Origin of the sequence: Kluyvera genomosp. 2 (assembly GCF_036759865.1) — a bacterium.
GTDB classification, from domain to species: domain Bacteria; phylum Pseudomonadota; class Gammaproteobacteria; order Enterobacterales; family Enterobacteriaceae; genus Kluyvera; species Kluyvera ascorbata_B.
The window spans coordinates 46646-66655 of the sequence record NZ_JAPKIA010000014.1 but is presented as its reverse complement, the minus strand read 5'-3'; the positions used below and the strand labels follow the sequence as shown (position 1 = coordinate 66655).

Here is a 20010-nt window from a genome sequence, read left to right as displayed (position 1 = left end):
AGCCATCATGGCTGGTTTTTTTATGCCTGCTCTTCAGGCTTAACGTGTATGCGTCATTAACCATGCAATCGCAATACAGCCAATTGCAAATATCGATACCAGACACAGCAGCGCTAAAATATAGAGTATTTTTCTGAACATTGTTTTATTGACTAAAAGGGAGAATCTGCGCATTCACCACCTGGTAATCTTTATTTTTATCAATGACGACTCTAATCATCCATTTCCCTTTAACATAATCGCTTTCGCCATAAGGCTGATACTTATGGTTTAATAAATAATCCAGAGCAACGTTAGCACGCATTCCTAATATTGTTTCGGCATCCCCCCGGACTTCACCAATGGCAACTGGCTTAGCTTTTGCAGCAGCCGCCTGATTCTGCGCTTTGGTTTTGTGAATATCACAGCCGTGCCCATCATTCATTTGCGTACAGCCAGATTTATCCAGCTGTTTGCGATATCCCTCGCTGATGGCCTGCGCGGTGAATGTGACGGAGAGAATAAGACCAGCTAAAATTATTTTTTTCATTACCAATGACCTCGGGAACCTGATTGAGCAGCGCCGCCGCCGATATGATTATCACCACCTAAACCATGCGCACTAGTAGAATTAGCCGCATTATTTCCACCGTTGCCCGTACCGTGTTCAACGCCGGAATGCATCCCGCCATGGTCGCCCCCTCTTCTTAACGGCTGATTGAATGCGCCATTGAAGGGTACCGCAACCTGAGCGTCAGGGGGGAGCGAACCCGCCTTCACAATGCCGTTTGGGGTCTGAATTAAAGCCTCAGAATGCAGGCTGGAGACGGCAACGTTGATAGTCCCAGGGTTTATCTGCGGCGTCAGATTTAAATGACCTTTCACGCCATAGTGATTAACTTGTTGAGCATGGAGCAGCGCCTGCTGCATTTGGTAGCCTTTTATTTGTTGTGCGGTCAATTCACTTTCAGTGACGCCGCGCCACACGCTACCATCCGACATTTTTACAGAATAAGAACCATCCTGAGCCTCATTGACGACCTCACTATGACTAAAATCTACCGTCGCAGAAACAGACGCAGAAATAAAAGAGAGAACAACAATTAACTTTTTCACCATTTAACCTTTAACTATGACAACAAACCATATCAAATAAAACGTCTACCCTTTCGGATAGCGATAATGCTTTTTTAAAATTATTAATATTTATCGGTTACTGATTAAAACCAGATTACCTTTTACTAACAACGTTGGTCAGATATCAATGTAAAAACAATAAATATGGCCAACTCGTTAACAACCCACATACATCAACATCAAACGCATTAATACGTAAAACGAGCATGGCGATTCCGCGCAGATAAATATTGCGCTCATGTTCGGTAATGCAAATGACGTAGGCGCGGCAATGTAGCAATATGTGCTGTGATACACCAATGAAACTTTTTCACGGTGCAACTATCTCTTTTTTTGATCGGGGATATCATCGACTATGATGATTTATGCAGAGGAATTTATTTTATGGATATTTTCTCAGCTCACCGTCAGCGGCATCGGCGTGCGCAACAGGTAAGGCCCCTTGCCCGCGAATGAGATAAAAAACCAAGCATAAGGCAGAAATCGATATATAGAACTATTCCTAATGCAAAATTTGGTAAAAGACGATTATCATTCATCGCAGGAATGATATTCTCTCCCGGTTGCAAACTGATAAAAAGGATGAACAGTGAAAAACGCACATAAGCTTGCCGCATCATTACTCGCCATCGCCTGCGTCTCCAGCAGCGCGTGGGCTGCTGAACAGCCGCTGGAAAAAATTGCCCCTTACCCGCAGGCTGAGAAAGGCATGAAGCGCCAGGTGATTCAGCTACCGGCGCAGAAAGATGAGTCTGCCTATAAGGTAGAACTGTTGATTGGTAAAACGCTGGAAGTCGACTGCAACCAACATCGCCTGGGCGGCGAACTGGAAAGCAAAACGCTGGAAGGCTGGGGCTACGACTATTACGTAGTTGAAAAAATCAGCGGCCCGGCGTCAACCATGATGGCCTGCCCGAACCAGGAAAAAACCAAGAAATTCATCACCGCTTCGCTAGGCGATGACGCTATGCTGCGCTACAACAGCAAGCTGCCGATCGTGGTCTACGCGCCCGAGAATGTCGAAGTCAAATATCGCATCTGGCAGGCTCAGGAAACGGTGCATAACGCCGAAGTGCGTTAATCTCCCCCTGACGGGCTTGAGGTGACAATAAAAAAACCGGCATTCGCCGGTTTTTTTATCTCTCGTGACCAGAAATTACGCCGCGGGTCACGTTCATACCTTACAGCGCAATATCCGCAATCTCTTTCACCGGTACCGCCTTCGGCGCGGTCTGAACGGCCGGGACAGGATCCGCCTCGCGAACGCCTTCATGACGCAGGCCCAGCACTTCACTGGTGTAGGCCAGCGTTTTATCAATCAGATGCGGATTCTCAGTTAACGTTGAGCCATAGGTTGGCACAACCTGGCGAATCTTCGTCTGCCACTCTGCGGTCTGCATTTTATCCTTAAACACTTTTTCCATCAGCTCAAGCATTATCGGCGCAGCGGTCGACGCCCCCGGCGATGCGCCGAGCAGTGCGGCAACGGTCCCTTCATCGTCGCTGACAACTTCAGTCCCCAGACGCAGCACGCCGCCAATCCGCGCGTCACGTTTGATTATCTGCACACGCTGGCCCGCCTGCCACAGGCGCCAGTCCTGTTTTTTCGCCATCGGATAGTAGGCACGCAGCGCCGCATGGCGGTCCTTATCTTTCTGTAGCACCTGGCTGACCAGATATTTAACCAGATCGAAGTTATCCAGCCCGACGTTAAGCATCGGCAGAATGTTGGATTTATTGGTCGAGGCCAGCAGGTCCCACAGCGATCCATTTTTCAGAAAACGCGTTGAGAAGGTCGCGAATGGCCCAAACAACACCACGCGCTTACCATCAATAATACGGGTATCAATGTGCGGCACCGACATTGGCGGCGCACCAACATCAGCCTGACCATAAACTTTCGCCAGGTGATGGTTCACCACGTCCGGGTTTTCGCACACCAGGAACTGGCCGCCAACCGGGAAACCCGCGTACTCTTTGGCCTGTGGAATTTTGGTCTGCTGCAGCAGTTTCAACGCAGCACCGCCCGCACCAATAAAGATAAACTTCGCCTTAATGGTGCGTTTCTCATGGCTATTGTTGGCATCAGATACCGTCACGCTCCAGCTGTTATCGGCGTTACGACGGAAACGACGCACCACGGTGTTCAGCTGTAGGGAAAAGCGATCGCGCTTTTTCAGTGCGTTGATCAGCTGGCGGGTAATTTCGCCATAGTTGACGTCAGTGCCGGCTTCGGTACGAGTCGCCGCAATTTTCTGCTGCGGATCGCGTCCTTCCATCACCAGCGGAGCCCACGCTTTGATCTGCTCGTGGTCTTCGGAATAGCGCATGCCGTTAAACAGCGGGCTCTTCTGCAGCGCGCGATAGCGGGCGCGCAGGAAATTAACGTTGTCATCGCCCCACACAAAGCTCATGTGCGGCACGGTATTAATAAAACTTTTCGGCTGCGTCAGCACGCCTCGCGTCACCTGGTGGGCCCAGAATTGACGCGAGATCTGGAAGGCTTCGTTGATATCAATGGCTTTTTCGATGCTGACGGAGCCGTCCGCTTTTTGTGGGGTATAGTTGAGTTCCATCAGCGCCGAATGCCCGGTTCCGGCGTTGTTCCAGCCGTTTGAGCTCTCTTCCGCCACGCTCTCCATCTGCTCAACCATGGTAATCGACCAGTCTGGCTCCAGTTCCTCCAGCCATGTACCCAGCGTAGCGCTCATAATTCCGCCACCGATCAGCAATACATCTGTCTCATGCACCGCACGAGTCTTCGCCTTATTCGCCACAGAAGTCTTCTCGGTACCCGATTTCTGTGAGTTGGGTACAGCTATGTTTTTTTTCATCGTAGGGGGCCTTACTTGACTTTCGAGTTGTTACACGCAGGTAAAAACATCCGTACGGTTACGTTACCACCAGGGCGGGTAAATTTAAATATTGTTTAAAATTTAAGTTGAGTTTTGAGATCTGTTATTAAAATGTTTAATAAATGTGTACAGAAAATGAGATTTGGTACTAGTAGAATGTGACGGGAAGCGGTATTATTCTCCCCTTTGTGATGGTACGCACGCAAGCTGTGGCTTATAGAAAACCGGCCATCGATAACCTGCGAACACCCTATGTCAAACACCTCATCCCTGAGCGTTTTGCGCTCACCGTCGCTGTTTACGCGCGAAGTGCTCGCTGGCGTCATCACCGCGCTGGCATTAATTCCTGAAGTGATCTCGTTTTCGGTCATTGCCGGCGTTGACCCCAAGGTCAGCCTGATCGCCTCGGTCGTCCTGTGCCTGAGTATGTCGTTTCTCGGCGGCCGCCCGGCGATGGTCACTGCTGCCGCGGGCTCAGTGGCGCTGGTGATCGGCCCGATGGTGCATGCGCACGGCGTGGCGTACATTCTACCGGCGGTGCTGCTGGCTGGCATCATTCAAATTTTATTTGCCCTTTGCGGTATGGCGAAGCTGATGCGTTTTATCCCGCATGCGGTGATGACCGGCTTCGTGAATGCGCTGGGCATTCTGATCTTTTTTGCTCAGGTTCCGCACTTCTGGAGTCGGAATCCGCTTATCGTTGCGCTGTTTGTCGCCACGATGCTTATCGTCCTGTGGCTACCGCGCGTGATGAAAAGCATCCCTTCCCCACTGGTCGCCATCGTGCTGCTGACTCTGTTTACCGTCACCAGCGGGCAAATTCTGCCAACCGTCGGTGATGAAGGCTCAATGAGCGGCGGCCTGCCGGGTCTGACTCAGTGGCAGGTACCGTTGGACCTCAACACCCTGAAAATTATCTGGCCCTGCGCCCTGAGCATCGCCTTAGTCGGGCTGATGGAATCGCTGCTGACCGCTAAACTGGTGGACGAGCTCAGCGCGACACCGTCAAACAAAACGCGGGAAAGCGCCGGTCTGGGCATCGCCAATATCCTGGCCGGCTGCTACGGCGGTATTGCCGGCTGCGCCATGATCGGTCAGACCATCGTTAACGTTGAAATGGGGAGAGCCCGCAGCCGAATTTCCACCGTTGCTGCAGCGCTGGTGCTGTTGCTGCTGGTCACCGCGCTCAGCGAAGTGATGGCAAAAATACCGATGTCGGTGCTGGCTGGCATTATGGTGATTGTGGCATTTAAGACGTTCAACTGGCCAAGCCTCCAGCCAGCGTCGCTGAAGCGGACGCCGTGGCCGGAAACGCTGGTGATGCTGGTGACCGTCGCAGCGACGGTCAGTACCGGAAACCTGGCCATTGGCGTGCTGGCCGGTATTATAATGATGGTGCTGGTGCCCGCACGCCTGAAACAGCGGGCGAAGCTTAAAGCAGAAACACCGTCGCCAGCCCCAGAAAAATAAAGAACCCGCCGGTATCGGTGATGGCGGTAATCATCACGCTCGAGCCGACCGCCGGGTCGCGCCCGAGCTTCGCCATGATCATCGGGATCAACACCCCCATGATTGAGGCCACCAGCAGGTTAAGGATCATCGCCAGCGTCATCACGCCGCCGAGCGCCAGATCGTCGTACAACAGCCAGGTGACAGTGCCCATAATGCCGCCCCAGACGATACCGTTAATCAGCGCGACTCCCATTTCACGCAGGATCAGAAACGAAAAGTTCCCCGGCTGAATATGCTGAAGGGCCAATGCACGAACGATCATTGTGATGGTCTGGTTACCGGTATTACCGCCTATCCCGGCAACAATCGGCATCAACGACGCCAGCGCCACCAGCTGAGAAATGGTGTGTTCAAAACCGTCAATCACCCGTGAGGCAATAAACGCCGTACACAGGTTAATCGCCAGCCACGCCCAGCGGGTTTTTACCGCTTTGGTCACCGGCGCAAAGACGTCTTCCTCGCTGCTCAGACCGCCCATTCGACGCAGGTCGCTGTCGGTTTCCTCATACACGACGTCAACGATCTCATCGATGGTCAGACGCCCCATCAGCTTGCCATGGGTATCAATGACCGCGGCGCTGATCAGGTTGTCACGTTCGAAGGTACGGGCAACAATTTCCGATTTTTCTTCCGGGTGAAAAGCCACCGGATCGGGCTCCATCACCTCGTGAACGTGTTTATCGGCCGAGTTGAGCAAAATTGTTTTCAGCTCCAGCTCGCCAATCAGGGTCTGATCGCGCTGCACGACGAACAGTTTATCGGTGTTTTCCGGCATTTTGCCCAACCGACGCAGGAAGCGCTGTACCGAGGCCAACGTGACGTCCGGGCGAATAGTGATCACCTCGAACTCCATAATTGACCCCACCTGGTCGTGGGCATAGTTCATTACCTGATGCACACGCGCGCGTTCCGCTGGCGACATCGACGCCAGCAGACGTCCGGTCAGGTCACGCGGCAGGTGCTGCACCAGGTAGATTTGTTCGTCAATATCCAGCGTTTGCAGTGCATCGAGCAACGCCCGGTCGCTCATATCTTCAATGAGGTCGTCCCAGACGTTCTCCGATGCTTCCAGCAGCACTTTCCCGCGGCGGTCATCTTCGACCATATTCCACAGCGCATGGCGTTCTTCGGACGGCAGCGCTTCCAGCGTATCGGCAAGATCCGGCGGCGGCAGATGCGCCACCAGCGTGCCGACTTCCGCCAGGTCGTCAGCCAGCGTGCCTTCATCGTACTGCTCTGCAAGCGTCAGCTTGCCCAGCAGCGCGGAAGTGACGGCTTTATCGGTGGTTAACAGCCAAATCAGGCGCTGACGCTCTTCATCACGCAAACGGGCGCTGTTCTTTTTCAACAGTGGCATGAATAATCCTTATTCGTGGGACATCGCCCGGACGGATCGCCGGGCGAATTAAGCATAGCGCGCAGAGATGTAAAAAAGTTTAAACGGGCCGTTCGGACGCTGAAAAAAGCGGCAGAACGGTTAAAAAAATCAGGCGGTACGAGCCACCGCGTCGCGGGAAGCCCGCTCGCGCTCCTCGCCGACCAGCTCACTGAGCTGACCGTTGCGCATTTCCAGCAACCGGTCGGCGTGAATAAAGTAATGGTCGTCGTGGCTGATGGCGAAAATCGTTTTCCCCATCTGCTGCATTAACGGCAGCAATACCTGATAGAACTCGCGGCGGAAATGCGGATCCTGATCGGCGGCCCATTCATCAAGCATAATGATGTCGCGCTCTTCCGCCAGCGCCAGCAGCAGCGCCACGCGTTTCTTCTGTCCTTTGGACAGCTTCAGGTCAAGAATGCGCCCGCCTTCCAGCGCCACTTTATGTGTCATCTGCAGCTGAGCCAGCCATTTATCGACCAGCGCCGGATCGGCAACCTGGCCTTCCGGCCCCAGCAGTTGATCAAACAGCCAGACGTCGGTGAATACCGCCGAGAACAGCTTCCGGTAGTCTTCCGGTTTATCGGCCGCCAGCGGCTGGCCGTCCAGCAGGATCTGCCCGGACACCGGCTGATAAAGTCCGGTCAACAGCATCGCCAGCGTCGACTTGCCGCTGCCGTTACCACCAATCAAGAACACCAGCTCACCGCGCTTGAGCGTCAGATTCAGCGGACCCACCGCAAACGTGTTGTCTTCATAGTGGAAAGTGACGTCACGCAGTTCTAGCGTCTGCCAGTTCGGGTGGGCCGTGGGCTGCGGGAAGGACTCCCTGAACGGCGCCAGCGCGAACTTATTCAGCTTGTTAAAGGCCACCTGTGCGCTCAGCAGCGTAGGCAACGCCCCCACCGCCGACAACAGCGGCGTGCGCAGGAACAGCAGCGTCAGTGAATAAGTGGCAGCGACGTTGGTATCGGCCCAGCCGAGACTGTTCGCCATCCAGAACACCAGGCCAATGGCGCCCAGCATCATAATGTTCGACCAGTTAACAGCGCTCAGGTGGAACGTGTCGGCGCGCACAATATGATGACGATAGTCCTGAGCATTCGGCGTGAATTTTTTCTCAAACACGTACTCCGCGCGTTCACGATTGAGGGTCAGCTCTTTGCGCCCTTCCAGCACCGTCTGATAATCGTTATACAGTCGGTCTTCGGTTTCGCGCAGCGTCGCCATATGGCGATACACCCGCGCCACCAGCATGAAGCCGCCCCAGATGGTCAGCGCCATCCACAGCGCGGTGATCAGCAGCATTTTCGTCGACAGCATGGCCAGGTAGGCCGCCGAGCCACCGGTCAGGATAATGCCCTGCACCAGCTCCGGCAGGCGCACAAAGGCAATGGTGATGGCACGGATATCGCTGGTCAGGCCTGCCAGCAGCGAGGCGCTGCCGAGCTTCTCTACGCGCTCGACCTGCGTGTCGAGGATCCGTTTGATAAACTCGCGGCGCAGGCGATAGACAAAATGGTGGCCCAGGGTCGTCAGCGCGAGCTGCGAGCCCAGGGTGACCGCCATCAGCAGCAACAGCAGGCCGAGAAATTCTGGCAGTACGGCGAGCGTCGTGTCGACCGTCTCAATCAGACGTACGTTGATGAAGGCGATAAGCCCGATACCGAGTGCGGCGCTCAGCAGGCTCAGGGCGATAACGCCGATAAAGGGCCAGCGATACTGACGCCAGACAAGTAACAGAAGTTCCATAACAGCAACCAGAGCAATCAAAACAGCCAGCAGTGTAAACTGCTGAGCTACCACATCAAGAATAATTCTTATTTTTATTCGTTATCATGCGGCGCGGCGGAAGGTCAGGTTATAGCGCCACGGTCCAACCTGCGGATGACAACCTTCTTTCAGCGGCAGAATCGCGTGATAGAACAGCCGTGATTCACCGCCCCACACCACCACGTCACCGTGCTCGAGCAGCACCCGCCGCAGCGGATCGCTGCGCCGTAAGCCGCCAAACTGAAACACGGCGGGCAGCCCAAGCGAGACCGAGACGATCGGTGCATCCAGGCGCGCTTCGTCTTTATCCTGGTGCAGCGACAATTTGGCCCCCGGCTGATAGCGGTTAATCAGGCAAGCGTCCGGGTCAAAGCCTCGGTAACCGGCGCGTTCCGCCGCCGCCTGTGCCAGCTGGCGAAAGCACGCGGGCATCGCCGGCCAGGATCGGCCGCTGAGCGGATCGACCGACGCATAACAGTAGCCATGGCGATCGGTGCTCCAGCCTAGCGGCCCGCAGTTAGTCATCGCCACCGACATGGTGTAACCGCCCGGCGTCACCATATGGCGAAACGGCGAGACGGCGGCCACCTGTTCAATCGCCGCTAACAATACCGTGCTGTGCTCGCGCGCCAGCCGACGCACAATCATCGCGCCGGGTGCCAGCGGCTCTGACCACGGCGTCTCTTCGGCAAATAAATCTAACATTCCCCCTCCTCAGCTTTTTCCCGCTGCAACAGCCGGGCTTTGCGCGTCGCCCCCCAGCGGTAGCCTGACAGACTGCCGTCGCCGCGAACGACCCGGTGACAGGGCACCAGAATGGCCAGCCGATTGGCCGCACAGGCGCTGGCAACCGCACGCACCGCTTTGGGCCTGCCGATAGCGGCCGCTACCTGCTGGTAGCTTCGGGTTTCACCGGCAGGAATCGCGCGCAGCGCCTGCCAGACCTGCTGCTGAAACGCGGTGCCGCGAATATCCAGCGGCAGGTTGAGCGCCGCAGCATGAGGCTCAAGGCTGGCAATCACGGCACGGGTTTGCTCGCTGACCAGCGCATCGCCCTCCAGCAGCTCGGCGGCAGGAAAACTGTGCTGTAGTTCGGCCAGCAGCCCGGCATCATCATCGCCAAGCAGTACGGCGCACACGCCGCGCTCGCTCAGCGCGACCAGGCAGCGCCCCAGTGAACACTCACCGACGGTATAGTGAATCTGCGCCGCTTTGCCACCCTGACGTCGCGCGCGCGCCGTCATTCCCAGCAGTGCATCGGCATGGCGATAGTAACTGCTGCTTGACGGAAACCCTGCGGCCAGCACCGCCTGCGTGACCGGCTCCCCCTCACGCAGGGCCTCGCGCAGCCGGTTCGCCCGCCAGGCCTGCTGCCAGGCTTTTGGCGTCAGGCCGGTTATGGACTTAAATAAGCGATGAAAGTGGTATGGGCTAACCGCCACAGCCTGTGCCAGTGCCTCAAGCGTGACCGGGCTGTCCTGCTCCAGCAGCCGACAGGCGCGGGCCACTTTGGCTATATTTTGCTGTTCAGGAGAAAGGCGGTCGGGCTGGCAGCGTTTGCAGGGGCGGAAACCGCCCGCCAGCGCGGCGCTGGCGTCGCGATAGAAACGTACGTTCTGGCGCAGCGCATGGCGCGCGCGGCAGGACGGACGGCAAAAGATGCCGGTGGTCAGTACGGCAAACACGAACTGACCGTCGGCCTGAACATCGCGATCGAGAACCGCCTGCCAGCGCGCCTCGTCGGTATAGAGAGAATGAATAGTCATTGCGGGCTCCTCCTCTTAGTGTAATCGTCACCGTGCCAGAAAGGAGGCATTAAAAAACCCGCAATCTTGCTTTTTAATTTTTGCCGCTGACCAGGAAAGCGCGGAACTGTGGTGACATCCAGGTGGTGAAACCGTCGCCTTCTTTCATAATCATATACACAGCCAGCCCCTGCTCGCGCACCACCTGCTGGGCCTTTTCGGTACCCAGCACCATCAGGCCAGTATCCCAGCCATCGGCTTCCAGCGCGGTCGGCGCGATCACGGTGACGGACACCAGCTTGTGAGTAATCGGCCGCCCGGTTTGCGGGTCGATTACGTGTGAGATCCGCTGGCCGTCAAGCTCGTAATAGTTGCGGTAGCTTCCGGAGGTGCTGATACCGTGGCCGTTAATATCGACGATCGCCTGGACCGCGTTCTCACGGTCGGTCGGTTTCTGAATAGCCACGCGCCACGGCTGACCGTCGCCGTTCATCCCACGGCTCACCAGCGCCCCACCAACGGAGACCAGATAACGCGAGATGCCTTCTTCCGCCATCAGGCGCGCCAGATGATCGGCGGCGTAACCCTCGCCTACGGTAGAGAGATCGACGTACAGATCCGGGATCGATTTTTGTAAATACTGCCGATCCGCGCGGTTGATCACCGTCAGTTTGTCCAGCCCGGTGCGCGCTTTAGCGGCGTCAATCTGCGCCTGGGTCGGCGTACTCACCGGCTGTTTATCCGGACCAAAGCCCCAGAGGTTGACCAGCGGCCCAACGGTGATATCCATTGCGCCAGCGGTTTTACGCCCGATACGCAGTGATTCCGTCACGATATCGGCCATGGCTTCGCTCACCGGCCACGGCGTCGTGCTCTGCGAGTGGTTGAAGCGCATCAGCGCCGAGTCGTTCTTCCAGGTCGACAACAGACGGTCATCGCCGTCCAGCTGCGTCTGCACCTTGTTGCGCAGCGCTTCGGCCCGGTCTTTATCAATCCCCACCACGCTCACCCGCCAGAAGGTGCCCATGGTTTTCCCTTCCAGTACGGTCGCCGTCGCTTTTGGCGCAGCCGGCTCGCTGGCGTTATCGCAGCCCGTCAGTACTATTGCGACGCTCAATAGCGCCATGCGTAAAAAAGTCATTTCCATCCGTTATTACCCTCCTGCAATCGGCGCAAGAGTACACTAATTTGTGGTGTTCAGGCATAAAAAAAGGGGCCAAAGGCCCCTTATGCAACGGTGTTATCAGTATTAGAACTGGTAAACCATACCCAGTGCAACAACGTTGTCGGTAGAGATACCGGCTGACTGAGTGAAGTCGTTTTTGTCCAGCAGGTTGATTTTGTAGTCAACGTAGGTGGACATGTTTTTGTTGAAGTAGTAAGTCGCGCCCAGGTCGATGTATTTCAGCAGATCCTGGTCACCGTAGTTCACTACGCCGTTATTGATGTTTTTACCTTTAGACTGCAGGTAAGCAATGGACGGACGCAGACCGAAGTCGAACTGGTACTGTGCAACCACTTCAAAGTTCTGTGCTTTGTCAGCAAAACCGTAAACGCCAGCGTTCGGGGAACCACCGAAACGAGTTGCGTTGTAGGTCTGGGTGTACTGCGTTGCCAGATAGACGTTGTTCGCGTCATATTTCAGGCCAGCAGAGTAGGTTTCAGCGCGATCGCCGCTACCGTAGATTTTGCTGGTGCTAGTCACGTTACCAGCAGCATCGGTGGTGTTGAAGGTGCTGGTGTTCTGCTCAGTAGTACGTTTGGAGGAGGAGATTGCACCACCAACGCTGAAGCCTGCACCGATATCATAAGTGATAGAACCGCCGAAACCGTCGCCGTTCTGTTTCAGAGCCTGACGACCGTTAGCCGTTGCGCCTTCACCTGATACGCTGCCGTTTTTACCCTGATACTGCAGAGCAAAGTTCAGACCGTCAACCAGACCGAAGAAGTCGGTGTTACGGTAGGTTGCAACGCCGTTCGCACGGGATTGCATGAAGTTGTCAGAACCGTAGGTGTCGCCGCCGAATTCCGGCAGAACGTCGGTCCAGGAGGTCACGTCGTAAACAACGCCGTAGTTACGACCGTAGTCGAAAGAACCAGCGTCAGCAACACGGATACCCGCGAAGCCTACACGGGTCCAGGCCTGGTCAGAAGAACCTTCAGTGTTGTTCGCCTGAACGTTGTATTCCCACTGGCCGTAACCGGTCAGTTGGTCGTTAACCTGAGTTTCGCCTTTGAAGCCCAGACGAACGTAGGATTGGTCGCCGTCAGAACCGTTGTCGCTGGAGAAGTAGTGCAGGCCATCGACTTTACCGTACAGATCTAATTTGTTGCCATCTTTGTTATAAATTTCAGCCGCATTTGCTGCGCCCGCTACCAGCAGAGCCGGTACCAGGAGGGACAGTACTTTAACTTTCATGTTATTAACCCTCTGTTATATATATATGCCTTTATATATGCCACTGCTTACTGATTAACCCTCATTAATCAGTCGGCAGACCCATTGTGCTGTAAAAACAGGAATAATCCAATAAGAATATGATACGAAAACCCTTGAAATGTTTCATTTATCCATATAGATGTTTCAAAATGTAAAACTTACGGAACTTTTACAAGCACAAAAAGCCAGGAAAAATAGCACTAAAAATCAAAAAGCAAACAGAAATATACATTAAATCAATGAGTTGAAAATCATCAAAGTTATAGCACTGAATGGTAAAACAAAACCTTCACCCACAACTAAAATAGTCAGCGCTATCATCATTAACTTTATTTATTACCGTCATTCAGTTCTGAATGTCTGTTTACCCCTATTTCAACCGGATGCTTCGCATCCGGTTTTTTTTACCCTTCTTTACATAAACTGAATCAAACTGTGCTACCTCGCCTAAATTGTAACGACTATTAACTAATCGATTCGCATCAAAAAAAACAATATCGCCTACCGACGAAAATTAATATCTTGTTAATTAGTGCTATTTTTCTTAATGTTTGGTAAATAATTGTACAATAACGGCCTATTTGTACACATTCCGCACAATATTGAATTTTCCCATCGGCGGAATAATACCGTTGATATTTTTCTGGCTCAGCGCCAGGCCCCTCTCCCCACGACGATTTTGCCGCGTTGATGCATCCAGGCAGATTTTTTGTATATACTGCCAGCAGAACAAAGCAGGGTTTACACGCCTCAATGCGCTATAAGCTTGAGCATATCCTCATTCAGATGCCGTTATGATGGGTTACACACGCCAATGAGTCAGTCCGACAAGATGAGCCCGACGAAATTTTCCCTGCTCCCAGGGAGCATCACCCGTTTCTTCCTTCTTATGATCATTGTCCTGCTGGTGACGATGGGCGTGATGATTCAAAGCGCGGTCAACGCGTGGCTAAAAGATAAGAGCTATCAGATTGTTGATATGACGCATGCGGTCCATAAACGAATTGAGACCTGGCGCTACACGACCTGGCAAATCTACGACAATATCGCCGCCGCCAGCACCAGCGCCACGCCGGCCGAAGGTTTACAGGAGACCCGCCTCAAGCAGGACGTCTATTACCTTGAGAAGCCAAGACGTAAAACCGAGGCGCTGATTTTCGGCTCTCACGACAGCGCAACGCTCGATATCACCCAGCGCATGTCAACCTATCTGGATACCCTATGGGGCGCGGAAAACGTACCGTGGTCCATGTACTACCTTAACGGCCAGGACAACAGCCTGATCCTGATTTCAACGCTGCCACTCAAAGATCTCTCCTCCGGTTTTAAGGAGTCGACCGTCGGCAGTATCGTCGATTCACGACGCGCCGAGATGCTCCAGCAGGCCAACACGCTGGACGAACGAGAGACTTTCTCAACCCTGCGCCGACTGGCATGGCAGAACGGCCGCTACTTCACCCTGCGCACCACCTTTAACCAGCCGGGGCATCTGGCGACCGTCGTCGCCTTCGACCTGCCGATTAACGACCTGGTGCCGCCAACCATGTCGCTGGACAGCTTCCGACTGGAGCCGGACCCGGCACAGAACGCCCAGCGCAGCCAGGATAAAGATCCCAGCGACAGCGTGGCCATCAACTTTAATAGCTCGCGCATTGAGATCACCTCAGCGCTGAACTCCACCGGCATGCGCCTGGTGTGGCAGGTGCCGTTCGGCACGCTGCTGCTGGACACCTTCCAGAACATCATGCTGCCGCTGCTGCTGAATATCGGCCTGCTGGCGCTGGCGTTGTTTGGCTACTCCACCTTCCGTAACCTGCCGACGCGCGGCAGCGCCAGCAGCATGCCCTCCAGCGGCACCAACAACGAATTACGGGTGCTCAGGGCCATTAATGAAGAGATTGTTTCACTATTACCGCTGGGGCTGCTGGTGCACGACCAGGAGTCTAACCGTACAATAATCAGCAATAAAATTGCCGACCACCTGCTGCCGCACCTCAACTTGCAGAACATCACCAGCATGGCGGACCAGCATCAAGGCGTCATTCAGGCCACCATCAACAACGAACTGTATGAAATTCGCCAGTTCCGCAGCCAGGTATCGCCGCGCACTCAAATATTCATCATTCGCGACCAGGATCGTGAAATTCTGGTGAATAAAAAACTCAAGCAGGCGCAGCGCCTGTACGAGAAAAACCAGCAGGGCCGCGCGGCATTTATGCAGAACATCAGCGATACGCTGAAGCAGCCGATTAAGGCGCTGGCCAATGAAGCCAGCCGCATCGACACGCCGGACAGCCAGAAGCTGGCCAACCATGCCGATCTGCTGGTGCGCCTGGTGGATGAAATCCAGCTGGCGAACATGCTGGAAAACGACAGCTGGAAAGGCACCTCCTCGCAGTTCTCACTGCAAGAGCTGATTGATGAAGTGGTGCCGGAAGTGCTGCCCTCGATCAAACGCAAAGGGCTACAGCTGCTTATCAACAACCAGGTCCCGGCCAAAGAACAGCGCCACGGCGACCGCGACGCGCTGCGCCGCATCCTTCTGCTGCTGATTCAGTATGCCGTCACCACTACGCAAATCGGCAAAATTACCCTTGAAGTGAGCGCCGATGAGTCGGCGGAAGAGCGTTTAACCTTCCGCATCCTCGACACCGGTAACGGCGTGTCGCACGGCGAAATAGACAACCTGCATTTCCCGTATCTCAACGACACGCAGTCGGACCGCTACGGGAAGGCTAACGCCCTCACCTTCTGGCTGTGCGATCAGCTGGCACGCAAGCTGGGCGGGCACTTAAACATTAAAGCGCGGGAATCGCTGGGCACCCGCTACACGCTGCACGTGAAAATGGCGGTACGCGAAGAAGATGCCGAGTCAGAAGAGCAGCTGCTCGACGACGTTGTGGCGATGATTGATATCACCTCCAATGAAATCCGCAACATCGTGACTCGCCAGTTGGAAAGCTGGGGGGCAACCTGCATCAGCCCCGACGAGCGTGCAACAAGTCAAGAATTTGATCTGTTTTTAACGGATAATCCGTCTAATCTTACTGCTTCCGGCTTGCTTTTAAGCGATGATGAAGCCGGAGTTCGTAAAATTGGCCCCGGCCAGCTGCGCGTTAACTTTAATATGAGTAACGCCATGCAGGATGCCGTGCTCCAGCTGATTGAAGAACAGCTGGCGCAGGAAGAAGTCACAGAGTCGCCGTTGGGGGGCGATGAAAACGCTGAGCTTCACGCCAGCGGTTATTATGCGCTGTTTGTTGATACGGTACCGGAAGATGTTAGCAGGCTGTATACTGAATCTGCGGCAAAGGACTTTGCTGCACTGGCACAGACAGCTCACCGCCTTAAGGGTGTGTTTGCCATGCTAAATCTGGTACCTGGCAAGCAGTTATGTGAAACGCTTGAACATCTTATTCGAGAGAAAGATGCATCCAGCATAGAAAAATACATCAGCGACATTGACGCCTACGTCAAGAGCTTGCTGTAGCAAGGTAGCCTTTACATGAACAATATGAACGTAATTATTGCCGATGACCATCCGATTGTGCTGTTCGGGATTCGTAAATCTCTGGAACAGATTGAATGGGTAAATGTTGTCGGTGAATTTGAAGACTCCACCGCGCTAATTAACAATTTACCCAAACTTGATGCCCACGTACTGATTACCGATCTCTCCATGCCTGGAGACAAGTACGGCGATGGTATTACGTTAATTAAGTATATTAAGCGCCATTTCCCAGGGCTGGCGATTATCGTACTGACCATGAATAACAACCCGGCGATTCTCAGCGCCGTGCTGGATCTCGATATCGAAGGGATCGTGCTGAAACAGGGCGCGCCGACCGATCTGCCTAAGGCGCTGGCTGCGCTGCAGAAAGGCAAAAAATTCACCCCGGAAAGCGTCTCTCGCCTGCTGGAGAAAATCAGCGCCGGCGGCTACGGTGACAAACGTCTGTCGCCAAAAGAGAGCGAAGTACTGCGCCTGTTCGCTGAAGGTTTCCTGGTGACCGAGATTGCCAAGAAGCTGAACCGCAGCATCAAAACCATCAGCAGCCAGAAAAAATCGGCGATGATGAAACTGGGCGTGGAAAACGACATCGCGCTGCTGAACTACCTCTCCTCCGTGACGCTGTCGCCGTCAGACAAAGACTAAGCATTGCTGCACATCGGGCCTGCATTCCGTAGGCCCGATAAGCGCAGCGCCATCGGGCAAACCTGCACCCAGCGCCGGATGGCGGCGTTGCCTTATCCGGCCTATTCCCGCGCTTTACGCACCCTTGCGGCATAAACCGTTAATGTCTGTTTGAGCACATCCAGCGTAACCGGCTTCGACAGACAGCTGTCCATGCCCGACTCCAGGCAGCGCTGCTTCTCTTCGGCCAGCGCATTCGCCGTCACGCCCACCACCGGCAGGGTCAGCCCCAGCTGGCGGATGCGCTGCGTCAGACGGTAGCCGTCCATATTCGGCATGTTCACATCGCTCAGCACGATATCAATGTGGTTCTTGCTCAGCACGTTCAGCGCGTCGACGCCATCATTAGCGGTTTTGCATTGATAGCCCAACGATCCCAGCTGATCGGCCAACAGACGGCGGTTGATCGGATGATCGTCGACGACCAGGATCATCATATCGTCGTTGCTGTCCGCCGGCGCTTCATGCGCCGCCTGCAGCTCAGCCGCGTCGCCGGTTTCTACCTTCACGCGATAAATACGGCCCAGCAGGGTCATCAACTCATGCGGCGACACAATACTGTGCACCCACTGCCCGGGCTCGAATTCCTGCGGAATACCGATATGCCGGCGGCAGAAGACGACCGCCGCCCGGCCAGCCCAAGGCTGCGACAGGGTATCATCGGCGATCAGCAGATCGTCCGGCCCCGGCGTCTCGCCGCCATAATTGCGCACGTCGATACCGTGGAAAGAGAGCAGCGTATGAATAAAGTCGGCAAGCGAGGCGTTGCGCACCGCCAGCCAGCAGCGGATCTTCGCCAGCCCGTCAATCTCGAGCGGCATCTGCGGCTGTTCACCGTACAGCGGAATGCGCAGCGTAAACTGGCTACCCATGCCCGGCTCGGTATCAACGGCGATGTCGCCATCCATCATATTGACCAGCTTTTCACAAATCGCCAGCCCCAGCCCCGTGCCCTGGAAATTACGCTGCACGCCGGTACCGACCTGGAAGAACGGGTCAAACAGGCGCACCACCTCTTTACCCGGAATGCCCACGCCGGTATCCCGAATGCTGATGCTCAGGTAGTACCCTTCCCGCTTCAGGTGCAATACGATGCAGCCGATGTCGGTGAACTTAATCGCGTTGCTGAGCAGGTTAGAAATAACCTGCTGAAGGCGCATCGGATCGCCCATCAGCTTCATCGGCACGTCTGGTTCGATAAAGCAGTACATCCCGAGCTGCTTTCTGACCACCAGCGGTAGGTAGTTGGCGGTAATATGGTTCATCACCTCTTTAGGCGAGAACTCGCGCGGCTCAATTTTCAGCTGTTCGGATTCAATCTTCGAGAAGTCGAGAATGTCGCTGATGATCTTCAGCAGCAGGCCGGAGGAGTTGTTCATCGCCGTCACCAGACGGTCGACCCCCTTCGGCAGCTCTTTGGTTTGCAGCAGATCGAGGTTACCGATAATCCCGTACAGCGGCGTGCGCAGCTCATGGCTGACCGTCGCCAGGAACATCGATTTTGACTGGCTGGCCTGCTCGGCCGCCTGCGCCATCTCCTGCAGCGACTCTTCCATTTTGACGCGGGAACTCACGTCCACCAGCACGCAGATCGCCACGTTTTCATTACGATAGCGCGAATGCACAAAGCTGATTTGCAGGTTGGTATTGTTGCTGGTCAGCACATCAACGAAGTTGACCTGTTGACCGCAGATGATCTGCGTGAGCCGCTGACGGTCTTCGTGGGTCAGCATGTTCAGATAGTTATGCGCCAGCTCATTACTGAGGATATTCGTACCGTCCTGGGTGCGAAGAATACAAATTCCCACCGGCGCCGAGGCGACAATCTTGCGGTTAAACTGTTCGTGCTCTTCCAGGCGCAGCGCGTCGGACTCCGCGGGTAAGAAGATACGCCGCTCGTACATCCGCGCCATGGTAAACAGCGCAATGCCGGTGAGTACGTTCAGCAACAGCGCGTTGAGCACCAGAATACGAATACGCTCCAGCACGGCGTCCAGCGGCACCGAATAAACGATGCTCAGCGACGACGGCGCCAGCGTCTTTTTCAGCACCAGTTCACGGTAGCCTGCGGTGTAACCAAACCACAGACGCTCCTGCATCCCCCGCGCGCTGATGCGCAGACGGCTGTCCGGCCCGGCCAGTGAGATCAGCGTATTACCGTTTTCATCCAGAATAGACACCCCCATCGGCATACTGCCTGGGGTAAAGAAGTTTTCCGCGCGAATCGTTTGTTCCACGCCCAGCAGCGCCTGCAGACGATTAGCCAGATAGACCGGGGTCAGCGCATAGAAATAGCCCACGCTCTGGCGCGGCCCCTGTCCCACCCAAAACAAGTTGCCGCCGCGATCGTCCTGCGGCGCATTACGGTAATCAACAATCCGCTGGTGCAGCTCTTTCAGCGCTTCGGTGCGCTCAACCGGCATTTCGCGCAGGCCAAAATTGGCCATGCAAAGATTATCGCTGCCCACCAGGAACACGCGGTTAAGATCATAGGCGGCCGAGAAATTTTCGCGCCAGTAGCGCAGGAACCAGGCCAGCGACTCCAGCGGCCCGCGCCAGGTGGTGTCGAGCGCGCCGCAGTCAGAATCGGAGAACAGCGGTTCAAAGTCCGGTACGTCAGAAGTGTCTTTTAATGCGCCTGCCGGCATGACGCCGTTGGCGGCGGTTAAGCGGTTTTCCGCAATGTACTTCAGCTCCTTAATAACATCGGAGGTTCGCTGAAAGTAGCGCTGCGCCTGATCGGAGTTAAGGTTAAATTCCTGACGAATTTCCGACTCTTTCTGATGCAGAGCATTCACGATGTAGAACACGGAAATCAGCGCGATAAGCAGCCAAAGCAGCAGCGCCAGAGCCCGAAACAGGTAGCGTGAGACTTTCAGCGTTGTGCGGAAGGAGACAAGATATTTCAAGTTGGCGAAACTCCGCCGTCAATGGCTAACAGGATGTGGTTAAGGTAGCGGGAAAAGGCCTTTGCCGCAATGTTAATGAAAAAAGGG

At 54.8% G+C, this 20010-nt stretch carries 14 protein-coding genes; 4 read left to right on the top strand and 10 right to left on the bottom strand.

Annotated features, from left to right (window positions below):
• Positions 1 to 145 precede the first annotated feature (145 nt).
• Together V6942_RS15965 and V6942_RS15960 are read right to left on the bottom strand one after the other, a co-directional pair.
• Positions 146 to 529: a hypothetical protein gene (locus V6942_RS15965; RefSeq protein WP_182930684.1), complete on the bottom strand. Its 384-nt coding sequence runs from the start codon at positions 527 to 529 to the stop codon at positions 146 to 148.
• Positions 529 to 1095, bottom strand: coding sequence for a hypothetical protein (locus V6942_RS15960; protein ID WP_333501472.1), 567 nt, complete (start codon positions 1093 to 1095; stop codon positions 529 to 531). Before V6942_RS15960 ends, V6942_RS15965 begins: the two co-directional genes overlap by 1 nt.
• Positions 1096 to 1705: 610 nt before the next feature.
• Here V6942_RS15960 and eco point away from each other — a divergent pair.
• Complete coding sequence (gene eco, locus V6942_RS15955; RefSeq protein WP_182928574.1) at positions 1706 to 2197, top strand: serine protease inhibitor ecotin; 492 nt, start codon at positions 1706 to 1708, stop codon at positions 2195 to 2197.
• A 100-nt stretch (positions 2198 to 2297) separates the two neighbouring features.
• Here the strand turns inward: eco and mqo are convergent, their stop codons facing one another.
• On the bottom strand, positions 2298 to 3950 hold the full coding sequence (mqo, locus tag V6942_RS15950; protein WP_106924364.1) for a malate dehydrogenase (quinone): 1653 nt from the start codon (positions 3948 to 3950) through the stop codon (positions 2298 to 2300).
• Positions 3951 to 4223: 273 nt separating this feature from the next.
• Here mqo and V6942_RS15945 point away from each other — a divergent pair, with 273 nt between their 5' ends.
• Positions 4224 to 5441, top strand: a complete 1218-nt coding sequence (locus V6942_RS15945; RefSeq protein ID WP_333501471.1) for a SulP family inorganic anion transporter — start codon at positions 4224 to 4226, stop codon at positions 5439 to 5441.
• On the opposite strand, the gene mgtE is transcribed toward V6942_RS15945, so the two are convergent.
• The 6 genes from mgtE to V6942_RS15915 form a co-directional block, all read right to left on the bottom strand.
• A complete protein-coding gene (mgtE, locus tag V6942_RS15940; RefSeq protein WP_333501470.1) occupies positions 5404 to 6840 on the bottom strand; it encodes a magnesium transporter in 1437 nt (478 codons plus the stop codon). The genes V6942_RS15945 and mgtE overlap by 38 nt on opposite strands.
• Before the next feature lie 129 nt (positions 6841 to 6969).
• Positions 6970 to 8613 carry a multidrug ABC transporter permease/ATP-binding protein gene (locus V6942_RS15935; RefSeq protein ID WP_333501469.1) on the bottom strand — a complete coding sequence of 548 codons (1644 nt, stop codon included), beginning with the start codon at positions 8611 to 8613 and terminating at the stop codon, positions 6970 to 6972.
• Between the two features lie 84 nt (positions 8614 to 8697).
• Entirely contained in the window at positions 8698 to 9339 is a 642-nt protein-coding gene (alkB, locus tag V6942_RS15930) for a DNA oxidative demethylase AlkB (RefSeq protein ID WP_106924360.1), read from the bottom strand.
• Positions 9333 to 10400 (bottom strand): bifunctional DNA-binding transcriptional regulator/O6-methylguanine-DNA methyltransferase Ada, encoded by a 1068-nt coding sequence (gene ada, locus V6942_RS15925; protein WP_106924359.1) that lies wholly within the window; start codon positions 10398 to 10400, stop codon positions 9333 to 9335. The genes alkB and ada overlap by 7 nt, the downstream gene beginning before the upstream one ends.
• A gap of 73 nt (positions 10401 to 10473) precedes the next feature.
• Positions 10474 to 11526, bottom strand: a complete 1053-nt coding sequence (gene apbE / locus V6942_RS15920) for an FAD:protein FMN transferase ApbE (RefSeq protein ID WP_182930287.1) — start codon at positions 11524 to 11526, stop codon at positions 10474 to 10476.
• Positions 11527 to 11628: 102 nt separating this feature from the next.
• Entirely contained in the window at positions 11629 to 12798 is a 1170-nt protein-coding gene (locus V6942_RS15915; protein WP_106924357.1) for a porin OmpC, read from the bottom strand.
• A gap of 835 nt (positions 12799 to 13633) precedes the next feature.
• On the opposite strand from V6942_RS15915, the gene rcsD reads away from it, so the two are divergent.
• Both rcsD and rcsB read left to right on the top strand, forming a co-directional pair.
• Complete coding sequence (gene rcsD / locus V6942_RS15910) at positions 13634 to 16309, top strand: phosphotransferase RcsD (RefSeq protein WP_106924354.1); 2676 nt, start codon at positions 13634 to 13636, stop codon at positions 16307 to 16309.
• A gap of 15 nt (positions 16310 to 16324) precedes the next feature.
• Positions 16325 to 16975 (top strand): response regulator transcription factor RcsB, encoded by a 651-nt coding sequence (rcsB, locus tag V6942_RS15905; protein WP_064544005.1) that lies wholly within the window; start codon positions 16325 to 16327, stop codon positions 16973 to 16975.
• A 101-nt stretch (positions 16976 to 17076) separates the two neighbouring features.
• Here the strand turns inward: rcsB and rcsC are convergent, their stop codons facing one another.
• The gene (gene rcsC / locus V6942_RS15900; protein WP_106924353.1) at positions 17077 to 19923 is read right to left on the bottom strand and encodes a two-component system sensor histidine kinase RcsC; all 2847 of its coding nucleotides are present in this window, start codon (positions 19921 to 19923) and stop codon (positions 17077 to 17079) included.
• Positions 19924 to 20010: the final 87 nt, after the last annotated feature.